Below are 16515 nucleotides of genomic sequence, written 5' to 3'. Positions count from 1 at the left end.
CGCGTCAGAACAGCCGCGGCGCAGGGCCAAGCGGCAGGGGGCCGAGGTTCATCCAGCCCTGCTGGAAGCTGAGCGGGATGGTCAGGACGGTGGGATCGCTGCCCTGCCCGGCATAGAGTTCCAGCGCGCGGGTCAGTGTCTGCGAGGTCTGATCCGTGACCAGCCCCGTGGCGATCAGAACCGGGACCAGTTCGCGCCAGTTTTCCACCCGTATGTCGATACGCCCTTCGGGCGTGCCATCCGTGGCGGGGGTGAGTGTGCCTTGCGCCGACAGGACCAGATCGCCCCAGCGCAACAGCCCTTCGCGCAGGGTGATGTCGGTCAGGCGCGGGCGGGTGGTGGCGCTGTGGCGGTCGAGCGGGGCCGACAGGCCCAGCACGGTATCGAGGCGCAGCTGGTCGATCTGTTCGGGCAGGTCGGAGCGCTGTGCCAGCGCCATGCGGAAGGCGGCGGGCGTGGTGAGGGTTGTCATGTCCAGCGCCACCTCATGCGCCGTGGCCCGATCCGGCGCGCGGCGGCTGCCGAAGCGGGCGGTGGCGGCGGCCACCTCCCACCCGGCGGAAGAGCGCAGGTTGACGCCATCGCCCGCGATGGCGGTGCGGTCCAGCTCAAGGCTGGTGCCGGGAACCACGACAAGGCTGCCCTGGATCAGGGTGGAGGTGAGGGCGATGTCCTGCCCCGGCAGGGTGAGGGTCTGTTCCTGCGGCAGGGTGGCGATCACATGCCACGGTTTCCACGTCATCATGAAGACCTGCGCGAAGGGCGCGGCCCAGCCGATGCCGGTCTGGGTGTCGGTCAGGCGCGGTTCGGTCACCGTCAGGTCGAAGCGGTTGGGAAAGCCCGTCACGGTGATGCCCTGCTGTTCGGCGCGGAGCGGATCGCCCTGCTGGGCGGCGAACCAGCCGCCTGCGGCCTGTTCCATCGCGCGCGAGCCGATGAACCAGTACCCCCCCCAAAGCCCCGACACGATCAGCACGATCACCAGAATGGCCCGCATCCAGCACCCTTTCCTTCGCCTTGCGCCTGCTGTTTACAGGTGGGGTGAAAGGAGGGCTAGCCAATGGCAGCGGCGCTTTGGGTGTTCGGCTATGGGTCGCTGATCTGGCATCCGGGGTTCCCGGTGGCCGAGCGTGCGGTGGCGCGGCTGGAGGGGTGGCACCGGTCCTTTTGCATGCGGTCGATCCATCATCGCGGCACGGTCGAGGCGCCGGGTCTGGTGCTGGCGCTCGACCGGGCGGCGGGGGCCTTTTGCGATGGTGTCGCGTTTCGCGTGCCGCCGGGCGCGGAAGAGGCGACGATTGCCGCGCTGCGGGAGCGAGAGCTGATCTCATCGGCCTATGTCGAGGAGTGGGTGACGCTGACGCTGGCCGATGGGCGGGTGGAGCAGGCGCTGGCCTATGTGATCGACCCCGATCATGTGCAGTACTGCGGTGGGCTGGCGCTGGAGGAACAGGCCCAGATCATTGCGCAGGCCACGGGCGGGCGGGGCCCCAACCGCGATTACCTGTGGTCCACCGCCGCGCATCTGGCGGAACTGGGCATCGCGGATGCCGATCTGGATTGGCTGGCCGCGCGGGTGCGCGCGATCGTGCAGATGACGGAAGGCTGATCCGCGCCGTCTTGGCAGGGGCGTTGCGCCTGTTATGGTGTGGGCGGGCAGGAAACAGGCCAGAACACGGGCAGGACGGATGGACAAGCAGCGCGCCGAAGCGTCACCCACCTTCAGCCAGCCGATCCGGCAGATCGTGATGATGCTGCTGGTCAGCGTTCTGGTGGGCAGCGGGGCATGGCTGATCCACACCGAGGTGGCGGGGATCTTCCAGTCGAACCCGTTGTTCAACGGGTTCATCGCCGGGGTGTTCCTGCTGGGCGTGCTGACCTGTTTCTGGCAGGTGCTGATCCTTATGCAATCGGTCAGCTGGATCGAGGATTTCGTCCGCCATGTGCCGGGGCACGATGCGACGAAGCCGCCGCGCCTGCTGGCGCCTCTGGCATCCTTGCTGCGGTCGCGCGGGGCGAAGATGCAGATATCGTCCTCGTCCTCGCGGTCGATCCTGGAGTCGGTTGCCACCCGGATCGACGAGGCGCGTGATATCACGCGCTATCTGGTGAACCTTCTGGTGTTCCTTGGGCTGCTGGGCACGTTCTATGGCCTTGCGACCACCGTGCCTGCGGTGGTGGACACCATCCGGTCGCTGGCCCCGCAAGAGGGCGAGACGGGGTTGCAGGTTTTTGAAAAGCTCATGTCCGGCTTGGAAAGCCAGTTGGGCGGGATGGGGACGGCGTTTTCATCCTCGCTCCTTGGTCTTGCCGGTTCGCTGGTGATCGGGCTTTTGGAACTGTTCGCCGGGCATGGGCAGAACCGGTTCTACCGCGAGTTGGAGGAATGGCTGTCGTCGATCACCCGTGTGAGCCTGTCGTCGGGCGAGGGGGAGGGCGGCGATACGGCGGCGATGGCGGCGGTGCTGGACCAGGTCCAAGCGCAGATGGATGCGCTGCAATCGCTTTATACCCAGTCTGACATCACCCGCGTGATGGTGGAGGACAAGATCGACGATCTCGCCCGCGCCATCGGCAAGCTGTCCGAGCGGCGCGAGGGGGGCGGCGACATGGCCGCCGCGCTGGCGCGGATCGCCGAAGGGCAGGAGCGGCTGATCGCCGCCGTGACGGGCGGGGGCGGCGAGGGCGCGATGGGCGCGGATGCCGAAAGCCGGATGCGCCTGCGGTCGATTGATGTGCAACTGCTCAAGATCCTTGAGGAAATGGCGGCGGGGCGGCAGGAATCGCTGGCCGATCTGCGCGCCGATCTGGCGGCGCTGACGGCGGCGATCCGACAATTGTCGCGCGGCACGGTGGGGCGGGGCTAGGGCATGGCGCTGCGTTCCCGCCGCGATTCGTCGATCATCTGGCCCGGCTTCGTGGATGCGGTCACCACGCTTTTGATGGTGATGATGTTCGTGCTGACCATCTTCACCGTGATGCAGGTGGTGCTGCGCGAAACGATCACCACCCAGTCGAATGAGTTGGACAGCCTGACCGACCAGATCGCGCAGCTTGCCGATGCGCTGGGGCTGGAGCGGCAGCGCGCGGCGGGGCTGGAGGATCAGGTGGGGGCGCTGACCGCCTCTCTCACCGCCGCGCAGGCAGAGGGGGAGCGGCAGGCGGCGCTGATCACCACGCTGACGGGGCAGTTGGCCACAGCCGAGGGCGCGCTGGAGGCGGCGCAGGGCCGGATCGCGTCTTTCGAGGCGCAGGTGGCGTCGCTTCTGGCGGAACGCGATGCGGCGCGCGAGCAGGTGACGGATCTGACGGCCTCGGTTCAGGCGCTGGAAGAGGCGCAGCAAAGGTTGATCACCGAGCAGGAGGCGCTGCAACTGGCGCTGGCGCAGGCGCGCGAGGAAGTGGATGCCAATGCCGAGGCCGCGCGTCTGATGGCGGCGCGGCGGGCGGCGGTGGAGGCGCTGATCGCATCGCTGCGCAGCCGGGCCGAGGGGGCCGAGGCGCAGCTGTCCGAGGCCGAGGCAGCGCGGCTGGTGGATGCGGCGGCGCTGGAGGAACTGCGGGAACGGCTGCGCGGTGCAGATGACGAACTGGCGGCGATGACGCTGGCGCTTGAGGAACAGCGGCGGCGGGCGGAAGAGACGCTGACCCTGCTTGCCGCGGCGCAGACCGAGGCGGCGCAGGCGGTGGATGGGCAGGACAGCCGCGATGCGGCCTTGGCGGCGGCGGAACGCGCGCTGACCGAGGAACAGGCCAAGTCCGTGGAGGCAGAGCGGAAAGTGGCCCTGCTGAACGAACAGATCGGGGCGCTGCGGTCGCAACTGGCGCAGTTGCAGGCGGTGCTGGACGAAAGCGCGGCGCGGGACGAGGCGGCGCAGGTGCAGCTAGACTCGCTGGGCACGCAGTTGAACGCGGCACTGGCGCAAGTGGCCGCCGAACAGCGGCGGCGGGCCGAGCTGGAGGCGGCCGAGGCGGCGCGGCTGGCGGCGGAGAATGCCGATCTGGCGCGGTATCGGTCGGAGTTTTTCGGCAGATTGTCCACGCTTCTGGAAGGGCGGCAGGGCGTGCGGGTGGTGGGGGATCGGTTCGTATTCTCGTCCGAGGTGCTGTTCCAGCCGGGGGCGGCGGAACTGGCGCCCGAGGGGCAGGCGCAGATCGCCGGGGTGGTGGAAATCCTGAATGAGATCAGGGGGGATATCCCGCCCGAGATCGACTGGATCATCCGGGTGGATGGCCATACCGATGATGTGCCGCTGTCGGGTCTGGGGGAGTTCGCGGACAATTGGGAACTGTCGCAGGGGCGGGCCCTGTCGGTGGTGCGCTACATGCAGGAGGAACTTGGTTTTCCGCCTGACCGGCTGGCGGCGACCGGGTTCGGGGAGTATCGCCCGGTGGCGGCGGGGTCGGACCCGGCCGCACGGGCGCAGAACCGGCGGATCGAGCTGAAGCTGACCGAACGCTGAGGTCGGGCGTCCCTGCGCCGGGACGGCCCGCGTAGGATGGGCAGCATTGCCCATCCTACGGTATGGTCACGCTCAAGCTCTGTTCGCCCAGCAATTGCCCGTCGCGTGTCATCGTCACCGCGCCGTCATAGCGGCCCGCAGGCCAGCCCCCCGGGGGTTGGCGTTTGCCGATGGCGCGGAAGGCCTGCGCCTGGGTGCGGTCGATGGTCAGGGTTTCGCGGATCACCTCTCCGCCCGGGCCGGTGATGGCGAGGGTGAGTTGATCGCCCGTGCGGGGGCCGAAATAGGCCGCCCAAATCACGAGGGCGGGGGCATCGGCGGGCAGGGTGGCGGGGGATGGCAAGCCCGCCTTGATGGCGTCGAACAGCGGGATGTCGGTGGCGAATCCCGCGCCGGTGAAGCCGAAGGGATCATAGGCGATCGGGTCTGCCCACAGCGTATCTTGCGGGGCTGCGCCACAGGCGGAGGCGGGATCCGGGGCGAAGGGATCGAGCGCCACCCCATCCTTGCGGATCGCCAGATGGACATGGGGGAATTCCGTATTGCCCGACAGGCCGACAAGGCCGATCTGCTGACCCGCCGCCACCCGGTCGCCGGGGGCGACGGTGAGGCTGCCTTGCCGCAGGTGGCAATACTGGGTCTCCCATCCGTCGCCATGGTCGATGGCGACGCCGTTGCCGCAATCGCGCCCCTCCAGCGGCGGGGCGGCGGGATCGGTCACGCGGATGTCGGGCATCCCGTTGCGCACGCCGCGCACGGTGCCGGGCGCGGCGGCGAGGACGGCCACGCCCGCCTGCATGGCGGCAAGGTCGGGAAGCGCGAAGTCGGTGCCGTCATGGCCATCATAGGTGAGATGTCCGCAGGCGACATCTGCCGCGCCGGGGCCGGGGTCGCGGTCGAAATGGTTCTGGATGTGGCAATCGCGGCCAAGGGTGCAGGCGATGGGCTGGGCAAAATCAAAGGCCCCCGCCGGAAGGGCGAGGGCCAATGTCAGTGCTGCCGTGGTGCGGATCATTCCGCCGTGAGCAGCGGCGGTTTCTGGCCGGTGAGGCGGGGCTTCTGCGGTTCCTGCACCTGCAGGTCGATCGCATCGTCCTTGACCGCCACGCGGACCACGCCGCCCTTGGTCAGCTTGCCGAACAAGAGTTCCTCGGCCAGCGGCTTCTTGATGTGTTCCTGGATCACGCGGCCAAGGGGACGCGCGCCCATCTTGTCATCATAGCCCTTGTCGCCGAGCCACGCCGCGGCCTCGGGTGTGAGTTCGATGTGAACGCCCCGATCCATGAGCTGTGCTTCAAGCTGCAGGACGAACTTCTCGACGACCTGAAGGATGACCTCCTTTCCGAGGGGCGCGAAGCTGATCACCGCATCCAGACGGTTGCGGAATTCCGGCGTGAAGATCCGTTCGATCGCGGCGGTGTCTTCGCCCGTGCGGCGTTCGCGGCCAAAGCCGATGGCGGCCTTGGCCATGTCGGATGCGCCCGCGTTCGACGTCATGATCAGGATCACGTTGCGGAAATCCACGGTCCGGCCGTTGTGATCGGTCAGTTTGCCGTGGTCCATCACCTGCAGCAGGATGTTGTAGACATCCGGGTGGGCCTTTTCCATCTCGTCCAGCAGCAGGACGCAATGCGGGTGCTGGTCCACCCCATCGGTGAGCATGCCGCCCTGATCAAAGCCGACATAGCCCGGGGGGGCGCCGATCAGGCGGGAGACGGCGTGTTTCTCCATGTATTCCGACATGTCGAAGCGCAGGAGTTCCACGCCAAGGCTGGAGGCAAGCTGCTTGGCCACCTCGGTCTTGCCGACGCCCGTCGGCCCGGCAAAGAGGTAGTTGCCGATGGGCTTTTCGGGTTCGCGCAGGCCCGCGCGGGCGAGTTTGATGGAGGAGCAGAGCGCCTCGACCGCCTTGTCCTGACCGAAGACCACGCGCTTGAGCGTCTTTTCCAGATCGCGCAGGGTTTCCGCGTCATCCTTGGAGACGTTCTTGGGCGGGATGCGGGCGATCTTGGCGACCACGGCCTCGATCTCCTTGGTGCCCAGCGTCTTGCGGCGCTTGCCTTCTGGCAGCAGGTGCTGCGCTGCCCCGGCTTCGTCGATCACGTCGATGGCGCTGTCGGGCAGCTTGCGGTCATTGATGTAACGCGCGGCCAGTTCCACCGCCGATTTGATCGCGTCGGCGGTGTAGCGCAGGTCGTGATGTTCCTCGAAATGCGGCTTGAGGCCCATCAGGATCTTGATGGCATCCGGCACCGAGGGTTCGTTCACGTCGATCTTCTGGAAGCGGCGGGACAGCGCCCGGTCCTTCTCGAAATGCTGGCGGAACTCCTTGTAAGTGGTGGAGCCCATGGTGCGCAGCTTGCCGCCCTGAAGCGCGGGCTTCAGGAGGTTGGAGGCATCCATCGCGCCGCCGGAGGTGGCCCCGGCGCCGATCACGGTGTGGATCTCGTCGATGAAGAGGATGCCGTCGGGGTGATCCTCCATCTCCTTGACCACGGCCTTGAGGCGTTCTTCGAAATCACCGCGATAGCGGGTGCCTGCGAGCAGCGCGCCCATGTCGAGGCTGTAGATCGTGGCGCCCGACAGGACCTCGGGCACTTCTTTCTTGACGATCTTCCAGGCGAGGCCTTCGGCGATGGCCGTCTTGCCCACGCCGGGATCGCCCACCAGAAGGGGGTTGTTCTTGCGGCGGCGGCAGAGCACCTGAATGGCGCGCTCCACCTCGGCCTCGCGGCCGATGAGGGGATCGACGTCGCCCTTCATGGCCTTCACGTTCAGGTCCACGCAGTATTTGGACAGCGCGGATTCCTTGGCTTCGCCCGCCTCGGCCTTGGGGGTTTCCTGATGGTCGTCGGCGCCCGAGACAGGGCGGCTTTCGCCATAGGACGGGTCTTTCGCCACGCCATGGGCGATGAAGTTGACCGCGTCGTAACGGGTCATGTCCTGTTCCTGCAGGAAATAGGCGGCGTTCGATTCGCGTTCGGCGAAGATGGCCACCAGCACGTTCGCACCCGTCACCTCGGTCCGGCCGGAGGATTGGACATGGATCGCCGCGCGCTGGATCACGCGCTGGAAGGCGGCGGTGGGAACGGCTTCGGAGCCTTCGACCTCGGTCACGAGGGTGGAGAGGTCGTCGTCGATGAACTCTTCCAGCATCTTGCGAAGCTCGTCGAGGTTGACCGAGCAGGCCTTCATCACACGGGCGGCGTCGGGTTCGTCGATCAGCGCCAGAAGGAGATGTTCCAGCGTCGCCAGTTCATGGCGGCGGGCATTGGCGAGGGCCAGGGCGCCGTGGATGGCCTGCTCGAGTGTCGTGGAAAACGATGGCACGTTCGGGTGCTCCTGTTCATCAGGGTTCGCGGGGATCGAGCCCCGCCGAACCGCGGCCTCATGACCTTAGAGTTCGGCTTATTTCGCCCCACTTCAAGGGTTTTTTGGGCCGCATTGCGGTTTGCCGCACCGTTGCTGCAAAAAGTGATCCAGCGGATGCAGAGTTTGTTCAGAACCTGTCCTTGCGGGCGCGGATGTCGGTGAAAGCGGCGAGGTCGCTGGCATCGGGCTGGCCGATCGCGGCTTTCAGTTCGGGAAGATGCGCACGCAGGAACGGGTTGGTTTCCAGTTCGAGGGACAATGGCACGGGCAGGGTGGGACGGCCTTCTCCGCGCGCCACGATGACCCGGTCGTTACGCAAGATAAGCGCGGGGTTGGCGGGTTCAAGGGTGAGCGCGAAACGCAGGTTCGAGGCGGTGTATTCGTGACCCGAACAGATGAGCGTGTCGGGGGGCAGTTTCGCCAGCCGCGAGAGCGAGGCCCACATCTGCGCGGGCGTGCCTTCGAAGAGCCGCCCGCAGCCTGCCGACATCAGGCTGTCGCCGGTGAAGGCGAGGCGGTCGTCGGGCAGGTGATAGGCGATATGGCCCACAGTGTGGCCGGGGACGGGGAAGGTTGTGACCTGTGACCGGGCGAAGGTGAAGCTGGCTTCGTCGGGCAGGGCGACATCGAGCGGTGGCAGGCGGTGGGCATCGGCCGCCGCGCCCGTCACCCGGGCGCCGGTGCTGGTGCGCAGGTCGGGGATGCCCTGGATGTGATCGTCATGGTGATGGGTGATCCAGATGTCGCTGAGCCGCCAGCCGCGTTCGTCCAATGCGGCGCGGATCGGCGCGGCTTCGGGGACATCGACCACCGCCGTCGCGCCGCTTTGCGCGTCATGGAGGAGGTAGGCGTAATTGTCCGACAGGCAGGGAATGGTGACGAGTTCAAGCGGCATGGTATTGGATCCGGGTTTCGCTATGCTGGGCGCCAGACTGGACCGGTGGGGACGCCAAGCGCAATGCACCTTGATGTGCTGGATCTGCGGAATTTCTATTACCGCACGCAGCTGGGCCGCGTGGCGCAGCGCGCGATCCGCGATCAGGTGCTGCGGCTGTGGCCGGTCCAGACCGGGCAGACGGTGGCGGGCTTCGGCTTTGCGGTGCCGCTTTTGCGGCCCTATCTGGCCGAGAGCCGCCGGGTGATCGGGCTGATGCCCGGCCCGCAGGGCGTGATGCCATGGCCTGCCGGCATGGAGAATGTGAGCGTCCTGTGCGAAGAGACGCATTGGCCCGTGCCCACGGGCATGGTGGACCGGCTGGTGATGATGCATGGGCTGGAGACATCAGAGCATCCCGGCGCCGTGCTGGAAGAGGCGCATCGGGTGCTGGGGCCGGGGGGGCGGGCGCTGATCGTGGTGCCGAACCGATCCGGCCTGTGGTCGCGGCGCGACATCACCCCCTTCGGCTTTGGCCGCCCCTATTCGATGACACAGCTGGAGACGCAGTTGAAACGCCATGGCTTCACGCCCGAGCGGACCTGTGCGGCGCTGTTCGCGCCGCCGTCGCAGGGGCGGTTCTGGCTGCGGACGGCGGATTTCTGGGAAGGTTTCGGGCGGCGCTTCGGCCCGTGGCTGGCGGGGGGCGTGCTGATGGTTGAGGCATCAAAGCAGGTCTATGCCCCGACGCGCGGGGGGTTGGGCGCGGTGGTGCGGCGCCCGCTGAAGGTGCTGGAAGGCGTGGGCAAAGGTGTGCCGGAACCGGCGATGGACCTGCGCGAGCGGTGATCTTGCGGAATGCCGCCCCCGCGGGCGGGGACGGCATGCGGCTTTTTCCCCGCGTCGCGCGTGCCGCACGCTGCGGGCGTGAGGGGGGCCAGCCCCCCGGCGCGTGCCGCGCCCCCCCCCCGGGGGTATTTGGGGCCAAGATGAAGGGGCGGGTTCGGTTCTGCAGGCCTGCTGGGGCGCGGGACTGCCGCCCCGGGCTTGATCCGGGGCTTCTGGCTGGCGCGGGTGTCCGGGTGGTGTGCTGCCGTGAGGGCGGAGGGGAAGGCGCCGGGTCAGGCCCGGGACGGGTTGGGCTTGCGGAAGGGGCTGATTCTGCGCCGCGGCATGTGGTGGAGGGGGGCTGGACGGGCCTTGGGCTGCGCAAATGGTCGCAGCGGGCGGGGGGTGCGGCGGGGGCTTTGTAAAAGCTGCGTGCGAACCTCACATTCCCGCGACCTTACGTGTTGCGGGCTAACGGCGCCTCTGCTACAGACCGCGCGAATTGACAGACGCAGGGGCCTCCCTGCGCCCTGGGATGCCCTTGACCTGTGCCAATCGGTGCGGGGGCGGGGCCAACACAGCGGAAGGGTTGACGTGTCCGAACCAGCTTCGATCTCCTCTGGCATAGCCTCTCGATACGCCACCGCCTTGTTCGAGTTGGCGAAGGAAGACAACGCGCTGAAGGGGCTGGAGGCGGATGCCGAAGCGCTGGCCGCGGCGCTGGCGGCAAGCCCCGAGCTGACCGCGATGATCGCATCGCCGGTGATCAGCCGCGATGATCAGGCGGCGGCCATGGGCGCCATCGCCAAGAAGATGAAACTGTCGGCGCTGACCGCCAACACGCTGGCCCTGATGGCGGCGAACCGGCGGCTGTTCGTGCTGCCGCAACTGGTGACGGATGTGCTGGCGCGCATCGCCGCTGACCGGGGGGAGGTGACCGCCGAGGTGACCGCCGCCGCCGCGCTGTCGGATGCGCAGACCAAGGCACTGGCCGCGACGCTGAAGGCGCGTGTCGGCAAGGATGTGAAACTGAAGGTTGCCGTCGATGAAAGCCTCATCGGTGGTCTTGTCGTCAAGCTGGGCTCGACCATGATCGACACGTCGGTCAAGGCGAAGCTCGCGGCTCTCCAGAATGCAATGAAAGAGGTTGGGTGATGGGAATTCAGGCTGCTGAGATCTCTGCGATCCTGAAAGAGCAGATCAAGAACTTCGGCAAGGATGCCGAAGTGGCAGAAGTCGGGCGCGTGCTGTCGGTCGGCGACGGGATCGCCCGCGTGCACGGGCTGGACAATGTTCAGGCCGGCGAGATGGTGGAATTCCCCGGCGGCATCCGCGGGATGGCGCTGAACCTCGAAGTCGATAACGTCGGCGTCGTGATCTTCGGGTCGGACCAGGACATCAAGGAAGGCGACACGGTCAAGCGCACCAAGTCCATCGTGGACGTGCCGGCCGGGGATGCGCTGCTGGGCCGCGTCGTGGACGGCCTTGGCAACCCGATCGACGGGAAAGGCCCGATCAAGGCGACCGAGCGTCGCGTGGCCGATGTGAAGGCCCCGGGCATCATTCCGCGCAAATCGGTGCATGAACCGATGGCGACCGGCCTGAAGGCCGTGGACGCGATGATCCCCGTTGGCCGTGGCCAGCGCGAACTGATCATCGGCGACCGTCAGACCGGCAAGACCGCCGTGGCGCTGGACACCATCCTGAACCAGAAGGTCTATAACGAGGCCGCCGGTTCGGATGAATCGAAGAAGCTGTACTGCATCTATGTGGCCGTCGGGCAGAAGCGTTCGACCGTGGCGCAGCTGGTGAAGAAGCTGGAGGAAACGGGCGCGATCGACTATACGATCGTGGTGGCGGCCACCGCATCGGATCCCGCGCCGATGCAGTTCCTGGCCCCCTATGCCGCGACCGCGATGGCGGAATACTTCCGCGATAACGGCCGCCATGCGCTGATCATCTATGATGACCTGTCCAAGCAGGCCGTGGCCTACCGCCAGATGTCGCTGCTGCTGCGCCGTCCGCCGGGGCGTGAGGCCTATCCGGGCGACGTGTTCTATCTGCACTCGCGCCTGCTGGAGCGTTCGGCCAAGCTGAACGAGGATTTCGGGGCCGGGTCGCTGACCGCGCTGCCGATCATCGAAACGCAGGGCGGCGACGTGTCGGCCTTCATTCCGACCAACGTGATCTCGATCACCGACGGGCAGATCTTCCTGGAAACCGAACTGTTCTATCAGGGCATCCGTCCGGCCGTGAACACCGGTCTGTCGGTGTCGCGCGTGGGGTCTTCGGCGCAAACCTCGGCCATGAAATCGGTGGCGGGCAAGGTGAAGCTGGAACTGGCGCAGTACCGCGAGATGGCGGCCTTCGCGCAGTTCGGGTCGGACCTCGACGCCGCGACGCAGCAGCTCTTGAACCGGGGCGCGCGCCTGACGGAGCTGATGAAGCAGCCGCAATATTCGCCGCTGACCAATGCCGAGATCGTCTGCGTGATCTATGCGGGCACCAACGGCTATCTCGACAAGATCGCGGTGAAGGATGTGGGCCGGTTCGAGGCCGGTCTTCTGAAGCACCTGCGCACCAAGGGCGCGGGCCTGCTGGAGGACATCACCAAGAACGACCGTAAGGTGGCGGGCGATCTGGAGAAGGCGATCCGCGCGGAGCTTGATGCGTTCGCCAAAGACTTCGCCTGATTGGCCCTTGAGGGAGAAGGCAGATGCCCAGCCTTAAGGACCTGAAAAACCGTATCGGAAGCGTGAAGAACACGCGGAAGATCACGAAGGCGATGCAGATGGTCGCGGCGGCGAAGCTTCGCCGCGCCCAGGAGGCTGCGGAAGCGGCCCGCCCCTATGCCGAGCGGATGAATGCCGTGGTGGCGGGGCTGGCGGCATCCGTGGGCCAGTCCCCCAGCGCGCCCCGGCTTTTGTCGGGGACGGGGTCGGACAAGGTGCACCTTCTGGTGGTCATGACCGCCGAGCGGGGCCTGTGCGGTGGTTTCAACTCGTCGATCGCGCGTCTGGCGCGGGCGCGGGCGCAGGAATTGCTGGCGGCGGGTAAGACGGTGAAGATCCTGACCGTCGGCAAGAAGGGGCGCGAGCAGTTGAAGCGCGACCTGTCGGCGCATTTCGTGGGCCATATCGACCTGAGCGAAGTGAAGCGGGTGGGCTATGTCAACGCGCAGGCCATCGCGCGCGAGATCCTGTCGCGGTTCGAGGCGGGCGAGTTCGACGTGGCGACGCTGTTCTTTAACCGCTTCCAGTCGGTCATCAGCCAGATCCCGACGGCGCAGCAGGTGATCCCGGCGCAGTTCGAAGGCGGCGGCGTATCCGCGCTGTATGACTATGAGCCGAGCGAGGAAGCGATCCTGACCGATCTGCTGCCGCGCGGGGTTGCGACGCAGGTCTTCGCGGCGCTGCTGGAGAATGGCGCATCCGAACAGGGCGCGCGGATGTCGGCGATGGACAACGCCACGCGGAACGCGGGCGACATGATCAACAAGCTGACGATCCAGTACAACCGCTCGCGTCAGGCGGCGATCACCAAAGAGCTTATCGAAATCATTTCGGGCGCTGAGGCGCTCTGAGGAACCGGAGAAACAACATGGCACAAGGCAAAGCCACGCAGGGCAAAGTCACGCAGGTGATCGGCGCTGTCGTTGACGTGCAGTTCGACGGGGCGCTTCCGGCGATCCTGAACGCGCTGGAGACGGACAACAACGGCAAGCGGCTGGTTCTGGAGGTTGCCCAGCATCTGGGCGAGAACACCGTCCGCACCATCGCCATGGACGCGACCGAAGGTCTGGTCCGTGGCGCGGCGGTGAAGGACCTCGGCGCGCCGATCTCGGTTCCCGTGGGCGACGCGACGCTGGGCCGCATCCTGAACGTGATCGGCGAGCCGATCGACGAGAAGGGCCCGATTGCCGCGGACCAGAGCCGCGCGATCCACCAGCCTGCCCCGCAATTCAGCGAGCAGGCGACGGAGAGCCAGATCCTCGTCACGGGGATCAAGGTGATCGACCTGCTGGCGCCTTACGCCAAGGGCGGGAAGATCGGCCTGTTCGGTGGCGCGGGCGTGGGCAAGACGGTTCTGATCATGGAACTGATCAACAACATCGCCAAGGTGCACTCCGGCTATTCCGTCTTCGCGGGTGTGGGCGAGCGGACCCGTGAAGGGAACGACCTGTATCACGAGATGATGGAATCGGGCGTCATCAAGATCGACAATCTTGCCGAATCCAAGGTGGCGCTGGTCTATGGCCAGATGAACGAGCCCCCGGGGGCGCGTGCGCGCGTGGCGCTGACCGGCCTGACGCTGGCCGAACAGTTCCGCGACCAGTCCGGCACGGACGTGCTGTTCTTCGTGGACAATATCTTCCGCTTCACGCAGGCCGGTTCGGAAGTGTCGGCTCTGCTGGGCCGTATCCCCAGCGCCGTGGGCTATCAGCCGACGCTGGCCACCGACATGGGCGCGCTGCAAGAGCGCATCACCTCGACCAAGGCGGGCTCGATCACTTCGGTGCAGGCGATCTATGTGCCGGCCGACGACCTGACCGACCCGGCGCCGGCCACGTCCTTTGCGCACCTTGACGCAACGACCGTGCTTTCGCGCGCCATTTCGGAACTGGGGATCTATCCGGCGGTGGACCCGCTCGATTCGACCTCGCGTCTGATGGACCCGCAGATCCTGGGCGAAGAGCACTACAATGTGGCGCGTTCGGTTCAGGGCATCCTGCAGCGCTACAAGTCGCTGCAGGACATCATCGCCATTCTGGGGATGGACGAACTGAGCGAAGAGGACAAGCTGACCGTGGCCCGCGCCCGGAAGATCCAGCGTTTCCTGTCGCAGCCCTTCGACGTGGCGAAGGTCTTCACCGGTTCGGACGGCGTGCAGGTGCCGCTGGAGAAAACCATCGCGTCCTTCAAGGCGGTGGTGGCGGGTGAATATGACCACCTGCCGGAAGCGGCCTTCTACATGGTGGGCGACATCGACGAGGTGATCGCCAAGGCGCAGCGTCTCGCCGCGCAAGCCGCATAAGGGGGCGGGCCGATGGCAGGCACGCTGCAATTCGACCTTGTCTCGCCGGAACGGAAGCTGGCTTCCGTCGCGGCGAGCGAGGTGCAGATCCCGGGGGCCGATGGCGACCTGACGGCGATGGAGGGGCATGCCCCCACCATCACTACGCTGCGCCCCGGCATCCTGAAGGCGGTTTCCGCGACCGGGGTGCAATCCTTTGTGGTGACGGGCGGTTTTGCCGACATCACGGCGAGCGCCGTTTCGGTTCTGGCCGAGCGTGCGGTGCCGGTGGAAGAGGCTAATGCCGCGCTGTTCGATGCGCTGATCGCCGAGGCTCGAGAAGCGGCGGCGACGGCGTCGGACAAGGATGCCGCCGACAAGCTGGTGGCGGACATGCTGGCGATGCGGGCGGCGGCCGGGGTTTAACCCGACTGTCCTTTCGTATAGGATATCGAAGGCCCCGCTTGCATGGCGGGGCCTTCTGCTATGGTGCCACCCGGCCCGGTTCCGGCCGTGTAGGGGGTGGCAGGTGTAGAATGAAGCGACCGAAGATGAAGCGCATGTCGGCCAACTCCATCGGGATCTTGCAGGGCTCGCGCGTCTTGTTTTCGGATTTCGCGTCGGATGGCGTGATGTGGACGGGCAGCGGGGACCGGGAAAGCCGGTTCCTTGTGACCTTTCCAGAGGCGTTCCGCGGGGTTCCGGCGGTGATGGTGGGCATATCGCTGTGGGACATGGACCACCGTACCAACATGCGCGCCGACCTGACGGCAGAAAGCGTGACCGAGACGGGGTTCCAGCTGGTGTTCCGCACCTGGGGCGACACGCGCATCGCGCGCATCCGCGCGGATTGGACGGCGATCGGCCCGCTGCGCGATGAGGAAGACTGGGAGATCGACTGAGGCGGGCCAGCGCAAAAGGAAAGGGGCGGTTGCCCGCCCCTGACCTGCGTTCCGGTGATGCTGGGCTTATTGCTGCGCGGCGAGGATGGCGCTGACCACCGCATCGCCCTGTTCGGCGATGAAGCTGTCCCAGACCGGTTTGACCGCGGCCTGGAAGGCGGCCACGTCAACATCGCTGTTCACTTCCATCCCGGCGGCCTTGAGTTCCTCGATCATGCCGGCTTCCTTGTCCTGCGCGGCCTTGCGCTGCATGGCGACGGCTTCGGCGGCAACTTCGGTGATGACCTTCTGTTCATCCGGCGTCAGGCTGGCGAGTTTGGCATCGTTCATCACCATGGCCAGCGCGGAATAGGCGTGCTGGGTCTGGCTGAGATACTGCTGAACCTCGTTGAACTTGAAGGACAGCACGATGCCCACGGGGTGATCCTGCGCGTCCACGACGCCGGTTTCCAGCGCGGTGTAGAGTTCGGCCACCGGCAGTTGCGTGGGGTTGGCACCCAAGAGGGCGAACATCTCGTTCAGCGCCTTGGAGTTGTTGACCCGCATGTTCAGGCCCGACACATCGGCGGGGGTGCGGATCGGGCCGCGGTTGTTGGTCATGTTGCGGTAGCCGTTTTCGGGGAAGCCCAGCACCTTGAGCCCGTGCTGGGTGAATTCGCCCGCGATGCCTTGGCCGATCTCGCCATCGAGCACCGCATAGGCGGTGGTGCGGTCGGGGAAGAGGAAGGGCAGTTCGAAGGCCCCGGCGGCGGGAACCAGCCCGGTGAAGTTGTTAAGGCCCGAAATGGCGATGTCGATGATGCCCGAGCGGGCGCCGTCGATCATGGCCGCGTCATTGCCAAGCTGGCCCTGCGGGAAGATCGCCACGGTGACAGAGCCATTGGTGCGCGCTTCGACCTGTTCCTTGAAGAAGAGCGACAGGGTCTGTTGCAGGTCGGTTTCCGGCGCGGCATGGGCGAGCTTGAGTTCGGTCTGCGCCTGCGCCGCGAAGGCGGACAGGGCGAAGGCCGAAGCAAGGCCGAGTGTCTTGAATAGGTTCATGGTCAGTCCTCCCTTTATCTGG

At 66.5% G+C, this 16515-nt stretch carries 15 protein-coding genes; 10 read left to right on the top strand and 5 right to left on the bottom strand.

The features are described from left to right. Positions 1-4: 4 nt before the first annotated feature. Complete coding sequence (locus GU920_RS04435; RefSeq protein WP_161765739.1) at positions 5-997, bottom strand: DUF2125 domain-containing protein; 993 nt, start codon at positions 995-997, stop codon at positions 5-7. A 63-nt stretch (positions 998-1060) separates the two neighbouring features. Between GU920_RS04435 and GU920_RS04430 the strand changes: the two genes are divergently transcribed. The 3 genes from GU920_RS04430 (at position 1061) to GU920_RS04420 (ending at position 4463) form a co-directional block, all read left to right on the top strand. Continuing rightward, positions 1061-1609, top strand: coding sequence for a gamma-glutamylcyclotransferase (locus GU920_RS04430; protein ID WP_161765738.1), 549 nt, complete (start codon positions 1061-1063; stop codon positions 1607-1609). A 79-nt stretch (positions 1610-1688) separates the two neighbouring features. After that, positions 1689-2867, top strand: a complete 1179-nt coding sequence (locus GU920_RS04425) for a biopolymer transporter ExbB (RefSeq protein WP_161765737.1) — start codon at positions 1689-1691, stop codon at positions 2865-2867. A gap of 3 nt (positions 2868-2870) precedes the next feature. Further along, positions 2871-4463: a peptidoglycan -binding protein gene (locus GU920_RS04420; protein ID WP_161765736.1), complete on the top strand. Its 1593-nt coding sequence runs from the start codon at positions 2871-2873 to the stop codon at positions 4461-4463. Positions 4464-4518: 55 nt separating this feature from the next. Here the strand turns inward: GU920_RS04420 and GU920_RS04415 are convergent, their stop codons facing one another. The 3 genes from GU920_RS04415 to gloB form a co-directional block, all read right to left on the bottom strand. Next, positions 4519-5478 (bottom strand): M23 family metallopeptidase, encoded by a 960-nt coding sequence (locus GU920_RS04415; protein WP_161765735.1) that lies wholly within the window; start codon positions 5476-5478, stop codon positions 4519-4521. Next, positions 5475-7793 (bottom strand): ATP-dependent Clp protease ATP-binding subunit ClpA, encoded by a 2319-nt coding sequence (clpA, locus tag GU920_RS04410; protein ID WP_161765734.1) that lies wholly within the window; start codon positions 7791-7793, stop codon positions 5475-5477. The genes GU920_RS04415 and clpA overlap by 4 nt, the downstream gene beginning before the upstream one ends. Before the next feature lie 169 nt (positions 7794-7962). Continuing rightward, a complete protein-coding gene (gene gloB, locus GU920_RS04405; protein WP_161765733.1) occupies positions 7963-8730 on the bottom strand; it encodes a hydroxyacylglutathione hydrolase in 768 nt (255 codons plus the stop codon). A gap of 63 nt (positions 8731-8793) precedes the next feature. Between gloB and GU920_RS04400 the strand changes: the two genes are divergently transcribed. The 7 genes from GU920_RS04400 (at position 8794) to GU920_RS04370 (ending at position 15452) form a co-directional block, all read left to right on the top strand. Next, positions 8794-9558: a class I SAM-dependent methyltransferase gene (locus GU920_RS04400; protein ID WP_161765732.1), complete on the top strand. Its 765-nt coding sequence runs from the start codon at positions 8794-8796 to the stop codon at positions 9556-9558. A gap of 573 nt (positions 9559-10131) precedes the next feature. Then, positions 10132-10692 carry a F0F1 ATP synthase subunit delta gene (locus tag GU920_RS04395; RefSeq protein ID WP_161765731.1) on the top strand — a complete coding sequence of 187 codons (561 nt, stop codon included), beginning with the start codon at positions 10132-10134 and terminating at the stop codon, positions 10690-10692. Further along, the gene (gene atpA, locus GU920_RS04390; RefSeq protein ID WP_161765730.1) at positions 10692-12230 is read left to right on the top strand and encodes a F0F1 ATP synthase subunit alpha; all 1539 of its coding nucleotides are present in this window, start codon (positions 10692-10694) and stop codon (positions 12228-12230) included. The genes GU920_RS04395 and atpA overlap by 1 nt, the downstream gene beginning before the upstream one ends. Positions 12231-12253: 23 nt before the next feature. Continuing rightward, positions 12254-13120 carry a F0F1 ATP synthase subunit gamma gene (locus GU920_RS04385; protein WP_161765729.1) on the top strand — a complete coding sequence of 289 codons (867 nt, stop codon included), beginning with the start codon at positions 12254-12256 and terminating at the stop codon, positions 13118-13120. Between the two features lie 17 nt (positions 13121-13137). Continuing rightward, on the top strand, positions 13138-14571 hold the full coding sequence (gene atpD / locus GU920_RS04380; RefSeq protein WP_161765728.1) for a F0F1 ATP synthase subunit beta: 1434 nt from the start codon (positions 13138-13140) through the stop codon (positions 14569-14571). Between the two features lie 12 nt (positions 14572-14583). After that, positions 14584-14976 carry a F0F1 ATP synthase subunit epsilon gene (locus GU920_RS04375; protein ID WP_161765727.1) on the top strand — a complete coding sequence of 131 codons (393 nt, stop codon included), beginning with the start codon at positions 14584-14586 and terminating at the stop codon, positions 14974-14976. Between the two features lie 125 nt (positions 14977-15101). Next, the gene (locus GU920_RS04370; RefSeq protein ID WP_161766521.1) at positions 15102-15452 is read left to right on the top strand and encodes an H-type lectin domain-containing protein; all 351 of its coding nucleotides are present in this window, start codon (positions 15102-15104) and stop codon (positions 15450-15452) included. Positions 15453-15518: 66 nt separating this feature from the next. Here GU920_RS04370 and GU920_RS04365 read toward each other — a convergent pair whose 3' ends face one another. Then, entirely contained in the window at positions 15519-16493 is a 975-nt protein-coding gene (locus tag GU920_RS04365; protein WP_161765726.1) for a DctP family TRAP transporter solute-binding subunit, read from the bottom strand. Between the last annotated feature and the right edge of the window lie 22 nt (positions 16494-16515).

The sequence above is a fragment of the Paragemmobacter ruber genome, from assembly GCF_009908315.1.
Taxonomy (GTDB): Bacteria; Pseudomonadota; Alphaproteobacteria; order Rhodobacterales; family Rhodobacteraceae; genus Paragemmobacter; species Paragemmobacter ruber.
Note: the sequence above shows the minus strand (reverse complement) of the source record. Positions and strands in the feature narration are given on the sequence as shown.

Bases quoted from the DNA above. Each gene is read 5' to 3' on its own strand.
- GU920_RS04420 (WP_161765736.1), top strand. From the start codon at position 2,871: ATGGCGCTGCGTTCCCGCCGCGATTCGTCGATCATCTGGCCCGGCTTC.
- GU920_RS04425 (WP_161765737.1), top strand. From the start codon at position 1,689: ATGGACAAGCAGCGCGCCGAAGCGTCACCCACCTTCAGCCAGCCGATC.
- atpD (WP_161765728.1), top strand. From the start codon at position 13,138: ATGGCACAAGGCAAAGCCACGCAGGGCAAAGTCACGCAGGTGATCGGC.
- GU920_RS04375 (WP_161765727.1), top strand. From the start codon at position 14,584: ATGGCAGGCACGCTGCAATTCGACCTTGTCTCGCCGGAACGGAAGCTG.
- GU920_RS04415 (WP_161765735.1), bottom strand. From the start codon at position 5,478: ATGATCCGCACCACGGCAGCACTGACATTGGCCCTCGCCCTTCCGGCG.
- GU920_RS04365 (WP_161765726.1), bottom strand. From the start codon at position 16,493: ATGAACCTATTCAAGACACTCGGCCTTGCTTCGGCCTTCGCCCTGTCC.
- gloB (WP_161765733.1), bottom strand. From the start codon at position 8,730: ATGCCGCTTGAACTCGTCACCATTCCCTGCCTGTCGGACAATTACGCC.
- GU920_RS04435 (WP_161765739.1), bottom strand. From the start codon at position 997: ATGCGGGCCATTCTGGTGATCGTGCTGATCGTGTCGGGGCTTTGGGGG.
- GU920_RS04370 (WP_161766521.1), top strand. From the start codon at position 15,102: ATGAAGCGCATGTCGGCCAACTCCATCGGGATCTTGCAGGGCTCGCGC.
- atpA (WP_161765730.1), top strand. From the start codon at position 10,692: ATGGGAATTCAGGCTGCTGAGATCTCTGCGATCCTGAAAGAGCAGATC.
- GU920_RS04430 (WP_161765738.1), top strand. From the start codon at position 1,061: ATGGCAGCGGCGCTTTGGGTGTTCGGCTATGGGTCGCTGATCTGGCAT.
- GU920_RS04400 (WP_161765732.1), top strand. From the start codon at position 8,794: ATGCACCTTGATGTGCTGGATCTGCGGAATTTCTATTACCGCACGCAG.
- GU920_RS04385 (WP_161765729.1), top strand. From the start codon at position 12,254: ATGCCCAGCCTTAAGGACCTGAAAAACCGTATCGGAAGCGTGAAGAAC.